We start from the raw sequence: 20,151 nt of genomic DNA on the forward strand, positions 1-20,151 counted from the left end.
GCAGCTGACCGGGCTTGGCCGGGCGCGCCATCTTTTTGAAGATGGATGCGCGGGTCAAGCCCGCGCATGACAATCCAGCTATCCCCAGCTCAGCCCCAAGCCACGTCATGCCGCGCCAGGACCTCGCGGACCTTGGCGACGAGATCGGTCTCTGTGCAGGAGAACTGCGCGGGACGTGTTTCGCGCCATTCCTGGTTGGAGGCGATCGCGGCCGCGGCCTTGGCGCCCTCGATCAGGTCCTTGATCTGCACCTCGCCGCGCGCCTTCTCATCCGAGCCCTGGATGATCACGCAAGGCGAGTTGCGGCGGTCGGCATATTTGAGCTGGTTGCCCATGTTCTTCGGATTGCCGAGATAGAGCTCGGCGCGGATGCCGGCTTGGCGCAGCTCGGCGACCATCTTCTGGTAGTCGGCGACGCGGTCGCGGTCGAACACGGTGACGACGACGGGGCCGAACTCGGCCTGCGTGTCGAGCTGGCCGAGCATCGTCAGCGCGGCCTGCAGCCGAGACACGCCGATCGAGAAGCCGGTTGCCGGCACCGGCTCGCCGCGGAAGCGCGAGACCAGGCCATCGTAGCGGCCACCGCCACCGACCGAGCCGAACCGCACCGGGCGGCCCTTCTCGTCCTTGGTATCGAGCAGCAGCTCAACCTCATAGACCGGGCCGGTGTAGTATTCGAGGCCGCGAACGACGGTGGGATCGATGCGGATACGATCCGCGCCGTAGCCGGACGCGGCGGCAAGCTGCGCAATATTGGCCAGTTCGCTAATGCCCTCACGGCCGATCCCAGAGTCCGAAACGAGCATCAGCTTTGTGATGATTTCTTCATTTGTACCAATCTCGGGACACGTAGAGGCGAGCACACGCGTAATCGCATCTTCTTCCAGTCCGGCTCCTTTGGTGAAATCGCCGCTTTCATCTTTGCGGCCTCCCCCAAGCAAAGCGCGTACACCGTCTTCGCCCAACCGATCAAATTTATCGATCGCACGCAGCACCGTGAGGCGACGACCCGCATTCTCGTCGCCGCCGAGGCCAATCGCCTCGAGCACGCCGTCTAGCACCTTGCGGTTGTTCACCTTCACCACATAGCTGCCGCGCGGAATGCCGAGCGCTTCCATGGTGTCGGCCGCCATCATGCAAATCTCGGCGTCGGCCGCAGGCGTCGCCGAACCGACTGTGTCGGCATCGAACTGCATGAACTGGCGGAAGCGGCCGGGACCGGGCTTCTCGTTGCGGAAGACGTAGCCGAAGCGATACGAACGATAAGGCTTCGGCAGCGCGTCGAAGTTTTCCGCGACATAGCGCGCGAGCGGCGCGGTCAGGTCGTAGCGCAGCGAGATCCACTGCTCGTCATCGTCCTGGAACGAGAACACGCCCTCGTTGGGACGGTCCTGATCGGGCAGGAACTTGCCGAGCGCGTCGGTATATTCCATCGCCGGCGTCTCCACCGGCTCGAAGCCGTAGAGCTCGTAGACGGCGCGGATCTTCTCGACCATCTGCCGCGTGGCATTGATCGCGGCGGGGCCACGATCTTCCAGCCCGCGCGGCAGGCGCGCCTTCAGTTTCTGGGGTTTTTTGGGTTTTTCGGCCATGAGCGGCCGTTTACCAGCCGGCGCGCAAGGCGGCAACCGGGGCAGTCTATTCGTCCGCCGTCATTCCGGGGCGCGTCGAAGACGCGAACCCGGAATCTCGAGATTCCCCGATGCGCAATTGCGCATCTGAGGTCTGGTCGGCGGACCATCCCGGAATGACGCCAAATAACATATCCGGCGGTATCGAGTAGGCGCCAATTACTGGACGTTTCTGATCCAGTTATGCGGGTCGTTGGTGCGACCGTACTGGATGTCGACCAGCTTCTTGCGCAGGCCCATCGCGACCGGGCCGGCCGCGCCGCCGCTGATCTGGAAGTCGCCGCTCGCCGAGCACACCTTGCCGATCGGCGAGATCACGGCCGCGGTGCCGCAGGCGAACGCTTCCTTCAGCTTGCCGCTCGCGGCATCAGTGCGCCACTGCTGGATCGTGTAGGGCTCCTCGCGCACGCGGGTGCCGGCATCCTTGGCAAGCGCGATGATCGAGTCGCGGGTGATGCCGGGCAGGATCGTGCCGAGCGGCGGCGTCAGCAGCGAGCCGTCGTCGAACGCGAAGAAGACGTTCATGCCGCCGAGCTCCTCAATATAGCGGCGCTCGACCGCATCGAGGAACACGACCTGATCGCAGCCACGATCGATCGCCTCGGCCTGCGCGCGCAGGCTTGCCGCGTAATTGCCGCCGCATTTGACTGCGCCGGTGCCGCCGATCGCGGCGCGCGTGTAATTTTCCGACACCCAGATCGACACCGGCGCCGGGCCGCCCTTGAAGTAGGAGCCGACCGGCGAAGCGATCACCGAGAAGATGTATTCCGCCGACGGCTTCACACCGAGGAAGACCTCGCTCGCGATCATGAAGGGCCGCAAATAGAGACTGCCCTCGCCGCCCGGGATCCAGGCGCGATCGATCCGCACCAGCTGCTCGACCGCGTCGATGAACACGTCCTCGGGCAGCGGCGCCATCGCCATGCGCTCGGCCGAATTATGGAAGCGCCGGGCATTGGCGTCGGGACGGAACAGGTTCACGCCGCCATCGTCGCGCTTGTAGGCCTTGAGACCTTCGAAAATCTCCTGGGCGTAGTGCAGCACCGCGCCGGCCGGATCGAGCGGGAAATTCGCGCGTGCCTCGATGCGCGCGCTGTGCCAGCCCTTGCCCTGGCTGTAGCGGACGATCGCCATGTGATCGGTAAAGACCCGGCCGAAGCCTGGGTCCACGAGCCTGGCCGCGCGGTCCTTGTCGGGCGTCGCATTCGGCGAAGGCTGGATGTCGAAGTTCAAAGTCATTTTTCTTGCTTTCCGCTGTCGGAACCGACGCAATGTCCGGCGCCGGCCTGTTTCCCCCGGAGCCTCCCGGCTCGGCTTGGCCCGAACTTCACCACCACCGGCCCTGCGGCCGGTTGCCTGCGCCAACATGCCGTTTAGACATGCTTTTGCGGAATGCTGAAGTCCAGTATGTTTGCCGAAATGCCGCTCGACAATCGCACGGTAGTCCAATTTGCGGTCCAAACCGCCTCACAGGCTCTTTCAGGCCGCCTCAAACGCTGTCGAAGACAAAACGACCTAATGTTTCGTCGTGACAGGCAGTTTTGTAACATTGAACCCAAGATACGTCAATATGACTGACATAAATTTCTCAGGCATGGCTGCCAAGCCCGATTCGCAGGGAGACGACCACGCTCCCGCGGCGGGCGGGCGCGACCTGCGCTGGGACATCATCGAGCTCTTGTTCTTCGCCTACCGCGACTTTGTCGGCGACGCCGACCAGGAGCTGGAGGCGTTCGGCTTCGGCCGCGCCCACCACCGCGTCATCCACTTTGTCACCCGCTATCCCGGCCTGAAGGTCGCCGACCTGCTCGACGTCCTGCGCATCACCAAGCAATCGCTCGGCCGCGTGCTCAAGCAGCTGCTGGACGAGGGCTACATCGTGCAGAAGACCGGCAACAACGACCGCCGGCAGCGCCTGCTCTACGCCACGCCGAAGGGCGAGGCGCTGGTCGCCAAGCTCGCTGGACTGCAGACCGACCGCATCAACCGCGCGATCGCCGGGATCGATCCGGCCGGCGTCGAGACCGTTCGCCAGTTCCTCCGCGCGATGATCGACCGCGACGATCCCGACAAGGTGCTCGAAGCGATCTTCGGCGTCGGCAAAAAAACGAGGGAGTGAACCTGGTGCAGGCTGCAACCATGCTGCGGACACCGGCCGAGCCGGCCGACGACGCACCGCATCTCCTTTTGGTCGACGACGACCGGCGTATTCGCGACCTGTTGTCGCGCTTTCTGTCCGGCGAGGGCTATCGCGTCACCACGGCGATGAGCGCCACCGACGCCCGTGCCAAGCTGCTCGGGCTGCATTTCGACCTGCTGATCCTCGACGTGATGATGCCTGGCGAAAACGGCTTCGACCTCGCCCGCTTCATCCGCAGTTCCTCGACGGTGCCGATCATCATGCTGACCGCCCGCCACGAGGCGGAAGCCCGCATCGAGGGCCTGCAAATCGGCGCCGACGATTATGTCGCCAAGCCGTTCGAGCCACGCGAGCTCGTGCTTCGCATCGGCAATATCCTCAAGCGCACCACGCCGCCGCAGGTCGTAACCGTCGAGCAGATCGCGTTCGGCCCCTACATCTTCCACATCGAGCGCAGCGAGCTGCGCCAGGGCGAGGAAATTATCCATCTCACCGATCGCGAGCGCGAGATGCTGCGCATCCTCGCGAGCGCGCCCGGCGAGACCGTGCCGCGCGCCGAATTGACCTCTGGCGGCACCGTCAATGAGCGCGCGGTCGACGTGCAGATCAACCGCCTGCGCCGCAAGATCGAGCACGATCCCGCCAATCCGCTGTTCCTGCAGGCGGTGCGCGGCATCGGCTATCGCCTGGTGGCCTCGCCGTAAGATGCAGCCATGAGCACGCTCGACACCGGCCTGACCCTGATCAAGAACGCCTCGCAGCGCGTCTCGAAGGCGAACGGCTGGATGGGCAATGCGTTCAAGAGCTGGATGCCAACCGGCCTCTACGCCCGCGCGCTGCTGATCATGATCGTGCCGATGGTGATCCTGCAGACCGTGGTCGCGTTCGTGTTCATGGAGCGGCACTGGAACACGGTGACGCGGCGGCTGTCGGCCGCGGTGGTATCCGACATTGCCGCGCTGATCGACGTCTACAAGACCTATCCGCAGGACAAGGATCGCGCGCAGCTGCGCCGCATCGCCCAGAAGCTGCAGCTGGTGGTCGACTTCCTCCCCACCGGCGACATGCCGCCGCCGGGACCGAAGCCGTTCTTCTCGCTGCTCGACCAGACGCTCTCGGTGCAGCTCGGCCGCCAGATCAGCCGTCCGTTCTGGATCGACACCGTCGGCAAGTCCAACCTGGTCGAGATCCGCGTGCAGCTCGACGATTCGGTGATCCGGATCTTCGCCCAGCGCAGCGCGGCCTACGCCTCCAATTCGGAGATCTTCATCTTCTGGATGCTCGGCACCTCGACGATTCTGTTGATCGTCGCAGTGCTGTTCCTGCGCAACCAGATCAAGCCGATCCTGCGGCTTGCCGACGCCGCCGAAAGTTTCGGCAAGGGCCGCGAAGCGCCGAACTTCCGGCCGCGCGGCGCGCGCGAGGTGCGGCGCGCGGCGCAGGCCTTCATCGAGATGAAGGCGCGCGTCGAGCGCTCGATCGAGCAGCGCACCGCCATGCTCGCCGGCGTCTCGCATGATCTGCGCACCATCCTGACCCGCTTCAAGCTCGAGCTCGCCTTGATCGGCGAAGGCCCCGAGATCGACGCGATGCGCAAGGACGTCGACGAGATGTCGATGATGCTGGAGGATTATCTCGCCTTTGCGCGCGGCGATTCCGGCGAGGTCGCGCAGCCGACGGACATGGCGCTGGCGCTTGAGGAATTGCGCAGCGACGCCGAGCGCCACGGCCACACCGCGACGGTGGCATTCCACGGCCTGCCCGTCGTGACGGTGAAGCCGGCCTCGTTCAAGCGCTGCCTCGGCAACCTTGTCTCCAACGCGGCGCGCCACGCCAACACCATCTCGATCACCGGCCACCGCGACCATCGCTATCTCAACGTCACGATCGACGACGACGGGCCCGGCATCCCCGCCGCGATGCGCGAGGAAGTGTTCAAGCCGTTCCTGCGGCTCGACGATGCGCGCAACCAGGACGAGGGCGGCAGCGGGCTTGGCCTTGCGATCGCCCGCGACATCGCCCGCTCGCATGGCGGCGACATCTTGCTCAGCGAAAGCCCGATGGGCGGCTTGCGGGCGGCGGTGCGGGTGCCGGTGTAGCAAAGCTCTGCCTTCGGCTCGAAGCTCAGGAATGGCCGCTACCAGCGATAGGACAAGGTGCCGATGACCTGACGCCGTTCGCCGGCATAACAATAGCCGGACTGGCAGGTCTGATAGTGCTTGTCGAACAGGTTGGTCGCGTTCAGCCGCATCGTGGCTCCGAGCAATCGCCGGTCCAGCTTGCCGAGATCGTAATCGATCACGGCATCGAACAATGTTGTCGCTGCATTCTGGAACGTGTTCTGGTCGTTGCCGAAATTGGTCCCGATGTAACGGACCCCCAGGCCAAGCCCGAGCCCTTCGACGGGGACGCCGGACTGGAACGTGTATTTGCCAAAGGCGGCGAAGGAATTCCGCGGAATGCCGGAGAGCTCATGGCCGGTCGTATCGGGATTGCCCTGGGTGATCACCACGTTGAGATGGGTGTAGGCGGCGGTGAGATCGAACCCCTGTTTGAGCGCGAGCTTCGCCTCGAGCTCGACGCCCTTCGATTCGACCTGACCGGTTGCCGCCTGGAATGCCATGTTGTTGGGATCGGTGCGCAGCACATTGTCCTGCGTGATGTCGAACACCGCGGCGGTCAGCAGCACCGGAACGTGCGGCATCTGGTACTTGATGCCTGCTTCCGTCTGCTCGCCGGTGGTCGGCTTGAACGGCAATCCCGAGGCGTCGACGCCGACCTGCGGGCTGAATGCCGTAGCGTAGCTGACATAGGGCGCAAGGCCATTGTCGAAGACGTAGCTGAGGCCCGCACGGCCGGTAAAGGCGGTCGCCTTTTGCGTTGACGGAATGCCGTCGAGACCTGCGGTCGTGGTCTGCGATACCCAGCTCTGGCGCCCATTGAGCGTCAGGATGAAGCCTCCGAGCCTGGCCTGCTCCTGGCCATAGACACCGACCTCGTCAGTCGACTGCTTGTTGAAGATCGAGAATGCCGGCGTCGCGATGGCCTGGGCGCCGTAGTTCATGGTCAGAAGATTGAGATCGGGAGCCGCTCCGTAGCCGATCTTGTCGTTGTAGTAGGAGTGACCGTAGTCGACGCCGAACAGGGCCGTGTTCCTGATCGCGCCGAGCATGAACTTGGCCTCGGCCTGATTGTCGAGCGTCACGGTGTTGAAGCTGTCCAGGATCCGCCAGGCGGAGCGCGACGCCAGATTGGTGCTATAGTCGATGGAATCGATCTGGGTGTATTTCGCGTCCACGTCGACCTGATAGAAGCGGAAATTCTGCCGCACCGTCCACACGTCGTCGACATTGTGCTCGAACGCGTAACCGATCCGATACTGCTTCTGGTCCATGGCGCTGAAGGCCGGATCATTCGAGTAGATGTTGGTCAATTGTCCGTCAACCGTGCGGAAATTGCCGATGCTCGCGGCGGTGCGGCTGGTTTGATATTCGCTCAGGATGGTGAAGGACGTATCGGCGTCCGGCCGCCAGGTCAAAGCAGGCGCGATGTAGGCGCGATCGTCGTCATTGCCGGGATACCAGGTCTTCGCGTCGCGGAGCAAACCGGTCAGCCGGTAGTACAGTTGATCGCTGCCGGGCACCGGGCCACCGATATCGAAACTGCCCTGGTAACGGTCATAATTGCCGGCCTGCAGCTGCACCTCGCCGAACGGCGTCAACGTCGGCCGCTTCGTGGTGACATCCACGATGCCGCCCGGAGAGCCAAGGCCGTAAAGGCCCGAGGCGGGACCACGGAGGATCGACACGCTGTCGAGACCGTAGGGTTCGATCTTCGGAATGGCGAAGTTGCCGCCGCCCTGGCGCAGGCCGTCCCGATAGATCCCCGTGTAGGTCGCATCGAAGCCACGGATGTAAAAGCTATCGAACCGCGGATCATAACCGAATGCCGTGGTCGTGACGCCGGGCGTGTAGTTGACGGCGTCCTTGAGTGTCTGAACGTTGCGATCCCTGAGCTCCTTCTGCGTCACCACCGAAAGCGATTGCGGCGTTTCGAGCAGCGGCGTGTTGGTCTTGGTGCCGGCGGTGCTGTTGGTTGCCACGTATCCGGTCGTCACGCCGATCGCGCCTCCGCCGCCTTGCGCCCGCGGAGCCTGGCTCTGAACGGGCGCCGCATCGCGGCGCTGGTTCGCCGCGGCCGTGCGCGAAGTCCTGGCGCGCTGACTTGAAGCGACGGCGCCGCGCTTCTTTGCCGCATCAGGTTGATCCACCGTCACCGGAGGGAGCACGCTTACATTGTTCGGCGGAGCACTGGTTTGCGCCTGAGCGTTGGCGACGTTTGCTCCCACTGGTAAAAGCAACACCGAACCGAGAAACGCCGCATTGATCGCAGCCGTTGATCCGAGCAAGCCGCGCTTGCCCCGCGACGAAGCCATTCCCACCAAACAATCCCCACACTGCCCCAGTTGATCGTGATCGAGCCGCGTGTTCGCAACTCAGCGGGCATCGATTGGGGGGGACTTCTATCGGCGGGTTGAGCGAAATTCCACACGCGCAAAATAGAATCCATTGAAGCGCACACGATGCGAAACACTGGAACGATTCAAGATGCGCAACACTGGAGCGATTCAAAACGACATGTAGTCGCAGCACGCTTGCAGCGCGAAGAATTCGATGCGCGTCTTCGCTTTCTCAGATTGCTCGAGCGCGAGGCACGCAGCGATCGTTCAATGATGTTGATTTCGTCCTGCAATGCCCTTGGCATTTTCGCGCGCGATCAAGGCCAGCACCTCGCAAGTGATGCGCGCTATCCATGTCATCGCATCTAACGGGGCGGGCGAACGCGCGCGATGTTAGGCTGCGCGAAGCAGCCATCGCTCCTCGACAAGCAAGCTGCGAATTGGATCGCGTTCGCCTTCGCCGAGCTTCGGCGGACAAGTCGTCGCTTCAGCGCAAAATTGCTTTGCAGTTTTGTTGCGAGCTCCTCGCAATGGAGGTGGTGCAAAGCGTCACAGCCTCTCGAGATGAGAGGCGATACATTCAGGCGCGCGACGTCAGTGCGCTGCGCCCTACTTCTGCTTGGGCAGCAGGCCCTTCAGCTTTTCCATGTCCTTGACGTTCATCTTCATGCCGCCGGGCATGACGATGTCACCGGGCTTCTGGTCGGCCTTGCAGGCGCCAAGCCATTTCGCCTCGATGGTCATCGTGGTGTCGCGGGTGCCCGCCGCGCCGCCCTCGGAATGCGAGGTGCTCGTGACCGTGTAGGCGGAATTGAAATCGCCGACGATCTCGGCGTGGCTCTGCACCGTCATGCCGGCGACGCTGCAGACGGAATCGCTGACATAGCCGGTCGCGGTCTTCTGGATATCCTGCTTGGAGCAGACTTCCTTGGCCATCGGCGATGCCGCCGCGCTCATTTCCTTGTCGGTGGTCTCGTCGGTGCAATGCTGCATGGTGATTTCGGGCATCGGCCCGCCAGTGCGCAGCATTTTCATCTCCCAAAGACCGGCCTTGCGGGTCGGCAGGTCGACGGCACTTGCGGCGCCGGCGGACAAGACGAGGCAAACAGCCGAACCAAGCAAGGCAAGCTGTCGGGTCATGCGGTGAGCTCCCGGCTGAACGATCGGAGAATGGAGCGGCGCGCTCAGTAGAGCGTGCGCACCGGCCTCTCGGCCGCGCCGTAGGGCACCCAGCGGCAGGCAAAGGAGATATAGCCGCCCGGATTGCGCTGCACCGCAAGGAACTTCACCACCTTGCCGTAGGAGGCGCAGTGATCGACGGCAAGCTGCCGGGCGTCGGTCTGGGCTGCCAGCGTATAGGCGATGATACCGCCGGTATCATTGCCCTTGAACGGCGGCACCGGCTGCAACCAATCGGCCCGCGCCGGTACAACGGCCAGCATCCCGCAAACGGCAACCAGGCACGCGGCCAATTTCCTTCGCATCGCAGACTCCATTTCGCTTGAAGCAACATAGAGTGCGCCGGCCACCGTGAAAAGAACGAGCCGGCCGCTAGAGGTGGACTTCTCCGCAGGTGTTGCCGCGCTGCACTTGACCTTGCCGGGGCTTCGCGGCACCGTCCGCGCATCGGATCATCGGGTGGATTCCCATGCGCAACCTGTTCAACTCCCGCACTAAACTCGGCCACAAGCTTGGCCTCGGCGCCGCATTGGTGGTCGGCCTGCTGGCGTTCGGGGGTACGGCCGAGGCCGCCAATCCGTTCGAGCTGAATTTCTGGCTGTCCGGCCCGCGCTATGACGGCAATGTGGCGCCCTGCGAGAGGGCGCTGAGGGTCATCAGCGAGCAATTCCAGGAAAAGGAAGCCACTTTCTGGAATTCGCCGCTCGTGATCACCGGCTTCAACCGGATCCACGAAACCGCCTTCCGCCCCTGGCAGGCCGACAATATTCCGCGCCGCTATTGCTCGGGCGACGTGATGTTGAGCGACGGCAAGGTGCGCGGCGTACACTATTCGATCATCGAGGACGGCGGTTTTGCCGGTGTCAGCGACTCTCTCAGCCTCAGCCCGGGCGTCGAATGGTGCGTGACCGGCCTCGATCGCAACTGGGCCTACAACCCGTCCTGCAAGGCCGCCCGGCCCTGATCTCCGACCAGATTGCTGACAGCAGAAGCCGCCGCCATTCAGACGGCGGCTTTTGTTCTTGAAATGTTCCGGTGGCCTGCTAGGCTCCGGGCGGTCGAGTGAGGGGAGCGTTTGATGCCGCGGTTGGTCACAATTTCCCGATTTCTGATTTCGATTGCCTTTGTTCTATGCGGTGCGGTGGGGGCCTCGGCCCAGGATCGCCGCCAGAATGCGCCGGGTGAGTTCGATTTCTACGTATTGTCGCTGTCGTGGTCGCCTTCGTTCTGCGAGGCGGCGAGCGAGCGCGGCAACAATGGCCGCGGCACGCAGGCCCAGTGCAGCGGTCGGCCGTATTCCTTCGTGGTGCACGGCCTGTGGCCGCAATATGAGCGGGGCTTTCCGGAATACTGCCAGCGGCCCTCGCCGCGGCTCGCCCGCAACATCATGACCTCGATGCTCGACCTGATGCCGGCGCCCGGGCTGATCTACAACGAGTGGGACAAGCACGGCACCTGCTCCGGCCTCGGCGAGCGGGCCTATTTCGAAGCCATCCGCAAGGCCCGCGCCGCGGTGAAGATCCCCGAGGAATTCCTGCAATTGTCGGAGCCGAAGACGATCGCGCCCGACGAACTGGAGGCGGCGTTCATCAAGGTCAATCCGGGACTCAGCAGCTCGGCGATCGCGGTGACCTGCGACAGCAGGCGGCTCAGCGAGGTGCGGATCTGCCTCAGCAAGGACCTGCAATTCCGTTCCTGCGAGGAAACCGACCGCCGTGCCTGTCGCCGTGATCAGGTGCTGATGCCGCCGGTTCGCGGCGGCTAGCGCCTTTTCGAGCGAACTGGGTACCGGTCCACGTGAATAAAACGCGTCAAAACTGGAGGCTCATCGGTTCTGATTTCAATCAGAACCGAACATGCTCCAGCCCATCGCTTCCCGTCATTGCGAGCAACTCGCGACAAAATTGCAGGGCAATTTTGCGCTGAAGCGACGACTTGTCCGCCGCAGCCTCGGCGAAGGCGGAGGCAATCGATACTTTCTCGTGGTGAGATGGATTGCTTCCGCCTACGCTCCCCGAGCTTCGGCGGACAAGTCGCTCCCCCCGCAATGACGTGGTAATTGCTATCCCATGAACTACCGTCACGCCTTTCACGCCGGCGGCTTTGCCGATGTCATCAAGCACATCGTGCTGGTGCGCATGCTCACCTATCTGCAGGAAAAGCAGGCGCCGTTCCGCGTCATCGACACCCATGCCGGCGCCGGGCTCTATGACCTGACATCGAGCGAAGCGCAGCGCAGCGGCGAATGGCTCACCGGCATCGCGCGGCTGATGCAGGCGCGACTCTCCGACAAGGCGCTGCCGCTGATCGCGCCGTATCTCGACATCGTCAGGGCATTCAATTCGAGAGGCGAACTGAAAACCTATCCCGGTTCGCCGCTGATCGCGCGTGCGCTGCTGCGGCCGCAAGACCGCCTCACCGCCTGCGAGATCGAACCGACGGCGCGCAAGCAACTGATCGATGCGTTGCGGCGTGACGCGCAAGCGCGCGTCGTCGATCTCGATGGTTGGACGGCGCTGCCCGCATTCGTGCCGCCGAACGAGCGGCGCGGTCTGGTGCTGATCGATCCACCGTTCGAGGCAAAGGATGAGTTCGAACGACTGGCCCATGCTTTCACTGAAGCGTTCGCGAAATGGCCGACTGGCGCGTATCTTTTGTGGTACCCCGTAAAATCCCGGAGGGCCACCGACGAGCTCGCGCACAGCGTCGCTGCAGCGGCAGCAACAAGCCGGCCTGCCGGCAAATGCTTGCGTTTGGAATTCAGTGTGGCACCGCAAGAAACCGACGGCGGCCTCGTATCCACCGGCCTTTTGATGGTGAATCCGCCGTGGACGTTGGCAGGTGAGCTGAAGATCATCCTGCCCGAACTCGAGAAGCCGCTTGGTCAAGGCGGCGCTGGCCGCTTCAGACTCGAGACGCTCAAGGCTTAATCCGCAGCACCCACTGAAAAGTTCGAATTGATCGTAGGCAACGCGCGCGGAACCGTATTATGCTCATCCTGTTACGACTGGCTTTACGTTCCGCTTCCGCGAATGGTTGCGGCGGAGTGACAAGGCCGAAATAAATCCAGGCAGACCGGCGGCGTGACACCGGCCTGTTCAGGTGGCCAAGCTTCCGACAAGCGAATGTCGGTCAACCGCTATGCGGCGTGCGCGTAGCGGTGGAGCAATACGGGGGAGGAGTTTTCCCGATGGCCATGACTGGGACAGTCAAGTTCTTCAACGGAGAGCGTGGCTACGGCTTCATCAAACCTGACGATGGCGGCCGCGATGTGTTCGTTCACATCACAGCTGTCGAGCGTGCGGGATTGAAGGACCTGACTGAAGGACAGCGCATTACGTTCGAGGTTGAACCGGACAAGAAGGGCAAGGGCCCGAAGGCGGTCAACCTGGTGGTTTCATGAGGAGCGCTTGCGGCGCGCGGCTCGTGATGAACGCCAAATGAAGCGTTGCGTGTGAGTTGACTGCCGGGCGCGCGGCTCGCGCTCGCTGCGTGACCACCTGCATGATGCGGACGCGACTGGCGGTGCCCGCATAACCGACACGTGCGGCGCGATCGGCTTCGCGAACGCCGTGGCGTGCGTGCCGCTGCTCATGATGTCCACGTCATCAGCACGAAGAAAAACCCGGCCGCGCGAGGCGCGACCGGGAGTTGATATCTGACGTTTTCTTGTTCTCAGAAGTGATAGTTGATGCCGGCGCGAACCAGGCTGAAGCTGTAGCCGTTCGACGCGCCGCCGGTGATGGTGAAGTTGCTGTTGGCGAGGTCGACGTAGAGATACTCGATCTTGGCGCTCCAGTTCGGGGCAAAGCCCATTTCGGCGCCGGCGCCGACGGTGAAGCCCGCATTGGTATGCGTCTCCGAAATGCCGAAGGTTTCGCCGCGCAGCTCGCCGAAGGCGAGACCGCCGGTTGCGTAGAACAGCACGTTGTTGACCGCATAGCCGGCGCGGCCGCGCACCGTGCCGAACCACGGGTTGGAGAACTTCCAGGGCGCGAACCGATCGTCCGCGGCGGAGCCCTGGATATCGGCTTCGATACCGAACACCCAGGGGGTGCCGTTCTGGAAATTGTAGCCGGCCTGTACGCCGCCGGCGAAGCCGGACGGCTTGGTCGGGTTGTTCTCGACCGAACCCCAGCCATAGCCGATGTTGCCGCCGAGGTAGGGGCCGGCCCAGCTATAGGCGTTGAGCGGCTGATGGACGGTATAGGGCGATCCGTAGTTGAGGTCGGCCGACGCCGCCGAAGTCGTCCAGCCTGCGACGATCAGTGCCAGCGCACGCGCAACCAAACGGGTCATTGTACTCTCCACCACGCAACTGCCGTAGCCCGCCGGCCAAGGCCAGCGTGGTTACGGAATTCCACTTTTTTCGCTAAGGTTTATCGAGAGTTTTAAGTTAAAGGGCTGTTAAGCCCGGTTACCGCAGCGCTCATCAATCTTAACAATGTGTTACCCACCCGCCCGGGTCGGCCCGCGGGGTCGGTAACCTCCTGCGATCGGGCTTGTTTTTCCGGCGCCGCCAACGCTGGCGAGCGGTCGCCCAAGCGCTTAATTTACGGCCCATGGTTCACGATTCTCCCGAACGCCCGACGCCGGCCCCGAAGCCACGGCGCGGTTCAAAGTCCGACCTGCCGCAGGACGATCTGACGCTCGACACGAGCGACGTCGATCCGGAAACCTCCGCAGCCGAGGAGGAGGATGAGGCGCGTCTGCCGGACGCTTCGGACGACGCCACCGAGGCGGTTGCCGAAGGCACGCTCTCGGTCGGGCACGCCGCGATCGAGAACGCGGTTCGCCTCGCCCCGACCTCGCCCGGCGTCTACCGCATGCTCAACGCCGCCAACGACGTGCTCTATGTCGGCAAGGCGAAAAACGTCAAAAAGCGGCTGTCGTCCTATGCGCGGGCCAACGCGCCGCTGCCGGCGCGGATCCTGCGCATGATCGCAGCAACCACGCATGTCGAGATCGTCTCGACCACGACCGAGACCGAAGCACTGCTGCTCGAAGCCAATCTGATCAAGCAGCTTCGCCCGCGCTTCAATGTGCAGCTACGCGACGACAAGTCGTTTCCCTATATCCTGATATCGGGCGATCACTGGGCGCCGCAGATCCTCAAGCATCGCGGTGCGCAGTCGAGGCCCGGACGCTATTTCGGTCCGTTCGCCAACGCCGGCGCGGTCAACCGCACCATCACGGCGCTGCAGCGCGCCTTCCTGATCCGCTCCTGCACCGACGGCTTCTTCGAAAGCCGCACCCGGCCCTGCCTGCTCTATCAGATCAAGCGTTGTGCCGGCCCGTGCACGCGCGAGATCGATTTCCCCGGCTACACCGAACTGGTGCGCGAGGCGACCGAATTCCTCTCCGGCCGGAGCCACGCCGTGAAGGAGTTGCTCGCGGCCGAGATGGAGAAGGCCTCCGGCGAGCTCGAATTCGAGACCGCGGCACTGTATCGCGACCGTCTCGCGGCGCTGTCGGCGATCCAGTCGCAGCAGGGCATCAACCCGCGCACGGTCGAAGAGGCCGATGTGTTCGCGATCCATCAGGAAGGCGGCTATTCCTGCGTCGAGGTGTTCTTCTTCCGCACCGGCCAGAACTGGGGCAACCGCGCCTATTTCCCGCGGGCGGAAAAGACCTTCACGCCCGAGGAGGTGCTGTCCTCGTTCCTCGCGCAATTCTACGACGACAAGCCGCCGCCGAAGCTGATCCTGCTGTCGCACGAGATCGAGGAAAGCGCGTTGCTCGCCGACGCGCTGTCGGTCAAGGCCGGATCCAAGGTCGAGGTCTCCGTGCCCAAGCGCGGCGAGAAGAAGGAGCTGATCGGCCACGCGCTCACCAACGCGCGCGAGGCGCTCGGCCGCAGGCTCGCCGACACCGCGACGCAAAGCCGGCTGCTCGAGGGCATGGTCACCACGCTTGGCCTGCCGCACACACTGAGGCGCATCGAGGTCTACGACAACAGCCACATCCAGGGCACCAACGCGGTCGGCGCAATGATCGTGGCCGGGCCCGACGGATTCATGAAGAACCAGTACCGCAAGTTCAACATCAAGTCCGAGGGTCTGACGCCGGGCGACGACTATGGGATGATGCGCGAGGTGCTGGAGCGCCGCTTCAAGCGGCTGCTGAAGCCGCCGGAGGGCGAGGCCGCCAGAGCCAAGGAAAACGACAAGGCGGACGACGATTCGTTCCCGCAATGGCCCGACCTCGTCATCATCGACGGCGGCCGCGGCCAGCTCAACGCGGTCAGGGAAATTTTCCAGAATCTCGGGCTGACCCAGGTCTCGCTGATGGCGGTGGCCAAGGGACCGGAGCGCGATGCCGGGCGCGAAACCCTGTTCATGCCTGACCGCGAGGCCATCAAGCTGGAGCCGCGGGACCCGGTGCTCTATTTCATCCAGCGGCTGCGCGACGAGGCCCACCGCTTCGTGATCGGCTCGCACCGCAAGCTGCGCAAAAAGGACATCCGCGAGGCCGGCCTGCAGGAGATTCCCGGCATCGGCCCATCGCGCAAACGTGCCCTGCTGCACCACTTCGGAACTCTCAAGGAGATCGAGCGGGCCTCGATCGCCGACCTCGGCAAGGTTCCCGGCGTCAGCGCCGAGAGCGCCCGCAAGATTTTCGAGTTTTTCCACGCCCAGCCGGGTTAAACGAAAGACGAGTCATCAGGGCGTCGCCTGCGACGGGGCATCTGGGGCATGATGCGGGCAATGTTCCCTCGCGACAAACGCGAGGCGTTTGCGCGGAGATCATGCATAAACAAGGAGCTAAAGTGCCATGAGGATTCGGCGTAATCTCACCGCGCTTTGGCCTGCGCACGGTTGACCTTCTTGCTTCAGCGGTATTGGTAGAACGGATGAACATCGCCACGACCCGGGGACAGCCCAAGACCTTGTCCCTCCCGAATATCCTGACCTATGCCCGGATCGCCGCCATCCCGGTGGTGATCGGCTGCGTCTACTGGCAATCGATCCTGGACGGCCCGCTTTGGCTGCGCTGGGTGGCGCTGGCGGTATTCATCGCAGCGGGGATCACCGATTATCTCGACGGTTACTACGCCCGGATGTGGGACCAGCAGTCGGCGTTCGGCCGGATGCTCGATCCAATCGCCGACAAGCTTCTGGTCGCCTCCAGCCTGTTGATGCTGGCCGCCGACAACTCGATCCATGGCTGGACGCTGTGGGCGGCGATCGTGATCCTGTGCCGCGAGATCCTGGTCTCGGGCCTGCGCGAATATCTCGCAGGACTGCGGGTCAGCGTTCCCGTCACCAAGCTTGCGAAATGGAAGACCACGATCCAGCTGGTGGCGATCGGTTTCCTGATTGCCGGCGAAGCGGGCGAGCAGGTCGTTCCGGCGACCACCCTGATCGGCATCGTGTTGCTCTGGATGTCGGCGATCTTCACCATCTACACCGGCTGGGACTATTTCCGCGCCGGCATCCATCACCTCATCAAGGAGGATGAGGGATGAAGCTGAAATATTTCGCCTGGGTCCGTGAACGCGTCGGCAAGGCCGAAGAGGTCATCGAGCCGCCGGTCGAGGTGCGCACCGTCGGCGACCTGATCGGCTGGCTTGCCGCGCGCGACGATGCCTACGCCTATGCCTTCGAGAAGCCCGCGGTGATCCGCGCCGCGATCGACCACGCCCACGTCAAATCGGACGCAGCGATCTCCGGCGCCCGCGAGATCGCGTTCTTCCCGCCGATGACCGGCGGCTAAATCTCATCATGGCTGTCGCAGCGACCATCCGCATCCAGGAAGCCGACTTCGATGTCGCGCGGGAGATTGCGGAGTTGAGCAAGGGGCGCACCGATGTCGGCGCGGTCGTCAGCTTCAGCGGCATCTGCCGCGGCAGCGAACAGGGCGAGCCGATCGCGGCACTGACGCTCGAGCATTACCCTGAAATGGCGGAAGCCGAGATTGCGCGCCATGCCGACGAGGCGCTTTCGCGCTGGCCATTGCAGGGCCTCACCGTCATCCATCGCTTCGGCCGCATCGCGCCGGGCGAGAACATCGTGCTGGTCGTGACCGCCTCGGCGCACCGGCAGGCCGCGTTCGAGGCAGCCGAGTTCCTGATGGACTACCTCAAGACCAACGCACCGTTCTGGAAGCGCGAGGAAAGCGCGCGCGGCACCGGCTGGATCGAGGCGCGCGACCATGACGATGCGGCCACCGCGCGCTGGACCAAATCCTGATGGCCAAGCGCAGCAAAGTGCCGGCCAGGCGCGGCCCCGCCGCGCCGAAAGCGCCCAAGGTCGGCGCCGGCGAGCTTCACACGCTGTTCGATTTCCTGCGCTACGCGGTCAGTCGCTTCAACGCGGCCAAGCTCGTGTTCGCGCACGGCACCACCGATCCGGTGGCCGAGGCCGCATTCCTGATCTGCGAGACGCTGCATCTGCACCCCGACCAGTTCGAGAGCTTTGCCAACGCGCGCGTCACCATTGCCGAAGGCAGGCAGATCCTCGACTTGATCGAGCAGCGGATCGCGACGCGAAAGCCGGCCGCCTACCTCGTCAACAAGGTCTATATGCGCGGCCTGCCGTTCTATGTCGACGAGCGCACCATCGTGCCGCGCTCCTTCATCGGCGAATTGCTGGACTCGCATTTCGGCGGCGACGAGGACGGCACCTCATTGATCGGCGACCCAGAGGACGTCGAAAGCGTGCTCGACCTCTGCACCGGCTCCGGCTGTCTTGCGATTTTGGCCGCCAGGCATTTCGCCAACGCCGCGGTCGACGCGGTCGATATTTCGAAGGATGCGCTGGAAGTCGCCGCGCGCAACGTCGCCGACCACGGCCTCGACGATCGCCTGACGCTCCATCGCGGCGACCTGTTCAAGCCGCTCGGCAGCCACCGCTACGATCTCATCATCTCGAACCCGCCCTATGTCGACGCTAGAGGCATGGCGGCGCTGCCGCGCGAGTGCCGCGCCGAGCCGAAGATCGCGTTCGATGGCGGCACTGACGGGCTCGATATCGTCCGCCGCCTGCTCGACGAGGCCAGGGAACATCTGACCCCGCAGGGCGGGCTGCTCTGCGAGATCGGCCCCGGCCGCGACAATCTCGAGGCTGCCTATACGAACCTGCCCCTGCTCTGGCTCGACACCGAGGACTCCGAGGGCGAGGTGTTCTGGATCGCCGCCGCGGACCTCTGACGGGCGCGGCGCGGCCGGGTCCGGATTATTGCGGAGCCCGGCTTATCGAGCCCGATCTGGGCGAAGCGAAAATCGTGTGCAGTTCCAGCCGGTTCCGAAGATCGCAGGCCCGTCGAATCAACAATGGTGCTAAGGTTGCGGTCCGGGGACGTTCGGAGAGAGGGCGCGGGCGCGCGACATGATTCGCATTTCGACGATCTTCATCGCCATCTGCATGGTGCTCCTCGCAGCCTCGCTCGGCTTCGTGCTGTATTCGGTGGCGGGCATCAGCGGATCGGAATCGGCGATCGTGGCGCTCACCGCCCTCACCTGCCTGATCCTCTACAACGCCGTCTCGATGCGGTTGCGCGACCGCAGCGATGTCGGCGGCCAGATCGCTGATCTGTCGCGCGGCACCGCCGACCTCGCCCGCCAGGTCGCCGAATTCGGCCGCCGGCTGGCCGCGGTCGAAGGCCGCGTCGCTTCGGCCAACTCCACCGGCGCCGACCGGATCCAGGGCATGGCCGGCGAGATCAGCGAGCTTGGCGGACTTGTGAAGCAGCTTGCGGCGTCCGTCGCCCATCATGAGGATCTGCTGGCGGCAGGTCCCGTGGCGCAGCCGGTCGCATCATTGCGCGACGATCTGCTGCAACCGGTCCCGCCGGCACCGACCGTCGTGTTTGCGCCCCCGCCGCCACCTGCACCTCCGTCAGCGATCTCACGCAGCCAGACCCAACTCATCGGCGCGATCAGGCACGCCCTCGATGAGAACCGCCTCGACATCTACCTGCAACCGATGGTGACGCTGCCGCAGCGCAAGGTGCGCTACTACGAGGCGATGACGCGACTGCGCGACGAGCGCGACCAGGTCCTTGCCGCCGACGATTTCATCGAGGCCGCCGAGGCCGGCGGCCTGATCGGCCGTATCGACCACATGGTGATGCTTCGCTGCGTCCAGGTGCTGCGACGCCTGATGATCCGCAGCAAGGATGTCGGCGTGTTCTGCAACGTGGCGTCGGCGACGTTGTCCAACCCGGCGCATTTCACCCAATGCCTCGATTTCCTCGAGGCCAACCGCGCGCTGGCGCCGTCCTTCGTGCTCGAGTTCAAGCAGGCGACCTTCCGCAATCTCGGCCCGGTCGAAAGCGAGAACCTCGCAGCGCTGGCGCAGCGCGGCTACCGCTTCTCGATCGACCATGTCAGCGACCTCCGCCTCGAGCCGCGCGAGCTCGCCGATCGCGGCGTCCGCTTCATCAAGGTGCCGGCCGCGCTGCTGCTCGACGCCAGGCAGAGCGCGACCACCGATATCCATCCCTCCGATCTGTCCGACCTGCTCGGCCGCTACGGGATCGACCTGATCGCCGAACGGATCGAGGGCGAGCGCTCGGTGGTCGATTTGCTCGACTTCGATGTCCGGTTCGGCCAGGGCTTCCTGTTCGCCCCGCCGCGGCCGTTGCGGCCGGAAGGGGCATCTGCTACCGCCGAGACTGCACAGACCAAGCCCCAGGACCTCAATGGCGCCAGCACTTCCGCACCCGTCTCCAGCCCCGCAGCGCCACCGCGCACCACCGGCAGCGCTGCGCTGGCGCGCCGCGCGCTCGGTCCGAACTAA

Annotated in this window: 19 protein-coding genes; 13 read left to right on the plus strand and 6 right to left on the minus strand. The window is 64.1% G+C overall.

The genetic code is table 11. From position 1 onward, the window contains the following. Window positions 1-89: 89 nt before the first annotated feature. Window positions 90-1,592 (minus strand): histidine--tRNA ligase, encoded by a 1,503-nt coding sequence (hisS, locus tag WDM24_RS34015; RefSeq protein ID WP_338828880.1) that lies wholly within the window; start codon window positions 1,590-1,592, stop codon window positions 90-92. A gap of 198 nt (window positions 1,593-1,790) precedes the next feature. Further along, window positions 1,791-2,870, minus strand: a complete 1,080-nt coding sequence (locus tag WDM24_RS34020; protein WP_166303590.1) for a branched-chain amino acid aminotransferase — start codon at window positions 2,868-2,870, stop codon at window positions 1,791-1,793. Window positions 2,871-3,201: 331 nt separating this feature from the next. Here WDM24_RS34020 and WDM24_RS34025 point away from each other — a divergent pair, with 331 nt between their 5' ends. From WDM24_RS34025 to WDM24_RS34035, 3 genes are read left to right on the plus strand one after another with little or no spacing between them, the layout of a single operon-like run. Continuing rightward, window positions 3,202-3,750, plus strand: coding sequence for a MarR family winged helix-turn-helix transcriptional regulator (locus WDM24_RS34025; RefSeq protein ID WP_414645645.1), 549 nt, complete (start codon window positions 3,202-3,204; stop codon window positions 3,748-3,750). 20 nt (window positions 3,751-3,770) lie between these two features. Continuing rightward, complete coding sequence (locus WDM24_RS34030; RefSeq protein WP_414645783.1) at window positions 3,771-4,475, plus strand: response regulator; 705 nt, start codon at window positions 3,771-3,773, stop codon at window positions 4,473-4,475. Window positions 4,476-4,484: 9 nt separating this feature from the next. Beyond that, window positions 4,485-5,870, plus strand: a complete 1,386-nt coding sequence (locus WDM24_RS34035; protein WP_166303587.1) for an ATP-binding protein — start codon at window positions 4,485-4,487, stop codon at window positions 5,868-5,870. A 38-nt stretch (window positions 5,871-5,908) separates the two neighbouring features. Here WDM24_RS34035 and WDM24_RS34040 read toward each other — a convergent pair whose 3' ends face one another. The 3 genes from WDM24_RS34040 to WDM24_RS34050 form a co-directional block, all read right to left on the minus strand. Next, window positions 5,909-7,888, minus strand: coding sequence for a TonB-dependent siderophore receptor (locus tag WDM24_RS34040; protein ID WP_338828881.1), 1,980 nt, complete (start codon window positions 7,886-7,888; stop codon window positions 5,909-5,911). A gap of 951 nt (window positions 7,889-8,839) precedes the next feature. After that, window positions 8,840-9,370, minus strand: coding sequence for a DUF3617 domain-containing protein (locus tag WDM24_RS34045; RefSeq protein ID WP_338828882.1), 531 nt, complete (start codon window positions 9,368-9,370; stop codon window positions 8,840-8,842). Window positions 9,371-9,414: 44 nt separating this feature from the next. Further along, the gene (locus WDM24_RS34050) at window positions 9,415-9,714 is read right to left on the minus strand and encodes a hypothetical protein (protein ID WP_338828883.1); all 300 of its coding nucleotides are present in this window, start codon (window positions 9,712-9,714) and stop codon (window positions 9,415-9,417) included. Window positions 9,715-9,878: 164 nt separating this feature from the next. On the opposite strand from WDM24_RS34050, the gene WDM24_RS34055 reads away from it, so the two are divergent. The 4 genes from WDM24_RS34055 (at window position 9,879) to WDM24_RS34070 (ending at window position 12,812) form a co-directional block, all read left to right on the plus strand. Next, complete coding sequence (locus WDM24_RS34055) at window positions 9,879-10,373, plus strand: hypothetical protein (RefSeq protein ID WP_338828884.1); 495 nt, start codon at window positions 9,879-9,881, stop codon at window positions 10,371-10,373. 114 nt (window positions 10,374-10,487) lie between these two features. Beyond that, window positions 10,488-11,174, plus strand: a complete 687-nt coding sequence (locus WDM24_RS34060; RefSeq protein WP_414645646.1) for a ribonuclease T2 family protein — start codon at window positions 10,488-10,490, stop codon at window positions 11,172-11,174. Between the two features lie 304 nt (window positions 11,175-11,478). Then, entirely contained in the window at window positions 11,479-12,339 is an 861-nt protein-coding gene (locus tag WDM24_RS34065) for a 23S rRNA (adenine(2030)-N(6))-methyltransferase RlmJ (RefSeq protein WP_338691835.1), read from the plus strand. Between the two features lie 260 nt (window positions 12,340-12,599). Continuing rightward, window positions 12,600-12,812, plus strand: a complete 213-nt coding sequence (locus WDM24_RS34070; RefSeq protein WP_016844477.1) for a cold-shock protein — start codon at window positions 12,600-12,602, stop codon at window positions 12,810-12,812. Between the two features lie 272 nt (window positions 12,813-13,084). Here the strand turns inward: WDM24_RS34070 and WDM24_RS34075 are convergent, their stop codons facing one another. Then, window positions 13,085-13,708, minus strand: a complete 624-nt coding sequence (locus tag WDM24_RS34075; RefSeq protein ID WP_166209848.1) for an outer membrane protein — start codon at window positions 13,706-13,708, stop codon at window positions 13,085-13,087. Window positions 13,709-13,971: 263 nt separating this feature from the next. Between WDM24_RS34075 and uvrC the strand changes: the two genes are divergently transcribed. From uvrC to WDM24_RS34105, 6 genes are all read left to right on the plus strand, one after another. Further along, window positions 13,972-16,056 carry an excinuclease ABC subunit UvrC gene (gene uvrC / locus WDM24_RS34080; protein ID WP_338828885.1) on the plus strand — a complete coding sequence of 695 codons (2,085 nt, stop codon included), beginning with the start codon at window positions 13,972-13,974 and terminating at the stop codon, window positions 16,054-16,056. Window positions 16,057-16,262: 206 nt separating this feature from the next. Then, a complete protein-coding gene (gene pgsA, locus WDM24_RS34085) occupies window positions 16,263-16,877 on the plus strand; it encodes a CDP-diacylglycerol--glycerol-3-phosphate 3-phosphatidyltransferase (protein WP_029081939.1) in 615 nt (204 codons plus the stop codon). Further along, window positions 16,874-17,125, plus strand: coding sequence for a molybdopterin converting factor subunit 1 (moaD, locus tag WDM24_RS34090; protein ID WP_338828886.1), 252 nt, complete (start codon window positions 16,874-16,876; stop codon window positions 17,123-17,125). The genes pgsA and moaD overlap by 4 nt, the downstream gene beginning before the upstream one ends. Before the next feature lie 8 nt (window positions 17,126-17,133). Further along, window positions 17,134-17,601: a molybdenum cofactor biosynthesis protein MoaE gene (locus tag WDM24_RS34095; protein ID WP_338828887.1), complete on the plus strand. Its 468-nt coding sequence runs from the start codon at window positions 17,134-17,136 to the stop codon at window positions 17,599-17,601. After that, the gene (gene prmB / locus WDM24_RS34100) at window positions 17,601-18,560 is read left to right on the plus strand and encodes a 50S ribosomal protein L3 N(5)-glutamine methyltransferase (protein ID WP_338828888.1); all 960 of its coding nucleotides are present in this window, start codon (window positions 17,601-17,603) and stop codon (window positions 18,558-18,560) included. The genes WDM24_RS34095 and prmB overlap by 1 nt, the downstream gene beginning before the upstream one ends. A gap of 178 nt (window positions 18,561-18,738) precedes the next feature. Further along, window positions 18,739-20,151, plus strand: a complete 1,413-nt coding sequence (locus WDM24_RS34105; RefSeq protein ID WP_338828889.1) for an EAL domain-containing protein — start codon at window positions 18,739-18,741, stop codon at window positions 20,149-20,151.

The sequence above is a fragment of the Bradyrhizobium sp. 27S5 genome (assembly GCF_037217225.1).
GTDB classification, from domain to species: Bacteria; Pseudomonadota; Alphaproteobacteria; order Rhizobiales; family Xanthobacteraceae; genus Bradyrhizobium; species Bradyrhizobium septentrionale.

Excerpts from the sequence above, each read along its gene's own strand:
- WDM24_RS34075 (WP_166209848.1), bottom strand. The coding sequence starts at position 13,708 with ATGACCCGTTTGGTTGCGCGTGCGCTGGCACTGATCGTCGCAGGCTGG.
- WDM24_RS34055 (WP_338828884.1), top strand. The coding sequence starts at position 9,879 with ATGCGCAACCTGTTCAACTCCCGCACTAAACTCGGCCACAAGCTTGGC.
- WDM24_RS34105 (WP_338828889.1), top strand. The coding sequence starts at position 18,739 with ATGATTCGCATTTCGACGATCTTCATCGCCATCTGCATGGTGCTCCTC.
- hisS (WP_338828880.1), bottom strand. The coding sequence starts at position 1,592 with ATGGCCGAAAAACCCAAAAAACCCCAGAAACTGAAGGCGCGCCTGCCG.
- WDM24_RS34050 (WP_338828883.1), bottom strand. The coding sequence starts at position 9,714 with ATGCGAAGGAAATTGGCCGCGTGCCTGGTTGCCGTTTGCGGGATGCTG.
- WDM24_RS34045 (WP_338828882.1), bottom strand. The coding sequence starts at position 9,370 with ATGACCCGACAGCTTGCCTTGCTTGGTTCGGCTGTTTGCCTCGTCTTG.
- WDM24_RS34095 (WP_338828887.1), top strand. The coding sequence starts at position 17,134 with ATGGCTGTCGCAGCGACCATCCGCATCCAGGAAGCCGACTTCGATGTC.
- prmB (WP_338828888.1), top strand. The coding sequence starts at position 17,601 with ATGGCCAAGCGCAGCAAAGTGCCGGCCAGGCGCGGCCCCGCCGCGCCG.
- WDM24_RS34035 (WP_166303587.1), top strand. The coding sequence starts at position 4,485 with ATGAGCACGCTCGACACCGGCCTGACCCTGATCAAGAACGCCTCGCAG.
- moaD (WP_338828886.1), top strand. The coding sequence starts at position 16,874 with ATGAAGCTGAAATATTTCGCCTGGGTCCGTGAACGCGTCGGCAAGGCC.
- WDM24_RS34020 (WP_166303590.1), bottom strand. The coding sequence starts at position 2,870 with ATGACTTTGAACTTCGACATCCAGCCTTCGCCGAATGCGACGCCCGAC.
- WDM24_RS34065 (WP_338691835.1), top strand. The coding sequence starts at position 11,479 with ATGAACTACCGTCACGCCTTTCACGCCGGCGGCTTTGCCGATGTCATC.
- WDM24_RS34030 (WP_414645783.1), top strand. The coding sequence starts at position 3,771 with ATGCTGCGGACACCGGCCGAGCCGGCCGACGACGCACCGCATCTCCTT.
- pgsA (WP_029081939.1), top strand. The coding sequence starts at position 16,263 with ATGAACATCGCCACGACCCGGGGACAGCCCAAGACCTTGTCCCTCCCG.
- uvrC (WP_338828885.1), top strand. The coding sequence starts at position 13,972 with ATGGTTCACGATTCTCCCGAACGCCCGACGCCGGCCCCGAAGCCACGG.
- WDM24_RS34025 (WP_414645645.1), top strand. The coding sequence starts at position 3,202 with ATGACTGACATAAATTTCTCAGGCATGGCTGCCAAGCCCGATTCGCAG.
- WDM24_RS34070 (WP_016844477.1), top strand. The coding sequence starts at position 12,600 with ATGGCCATGACTGGGACAGTCAAGTTCTTCAACGGAGAGCGTGGCTAC.
- WDM24_RS34060 (WP_414645646.1), top strand. The coding sequence starts at position 10,488 with ATGCCGCGGTTGGTCACAATTTCCCGATTTCTGATTTCGATTGCCTTT.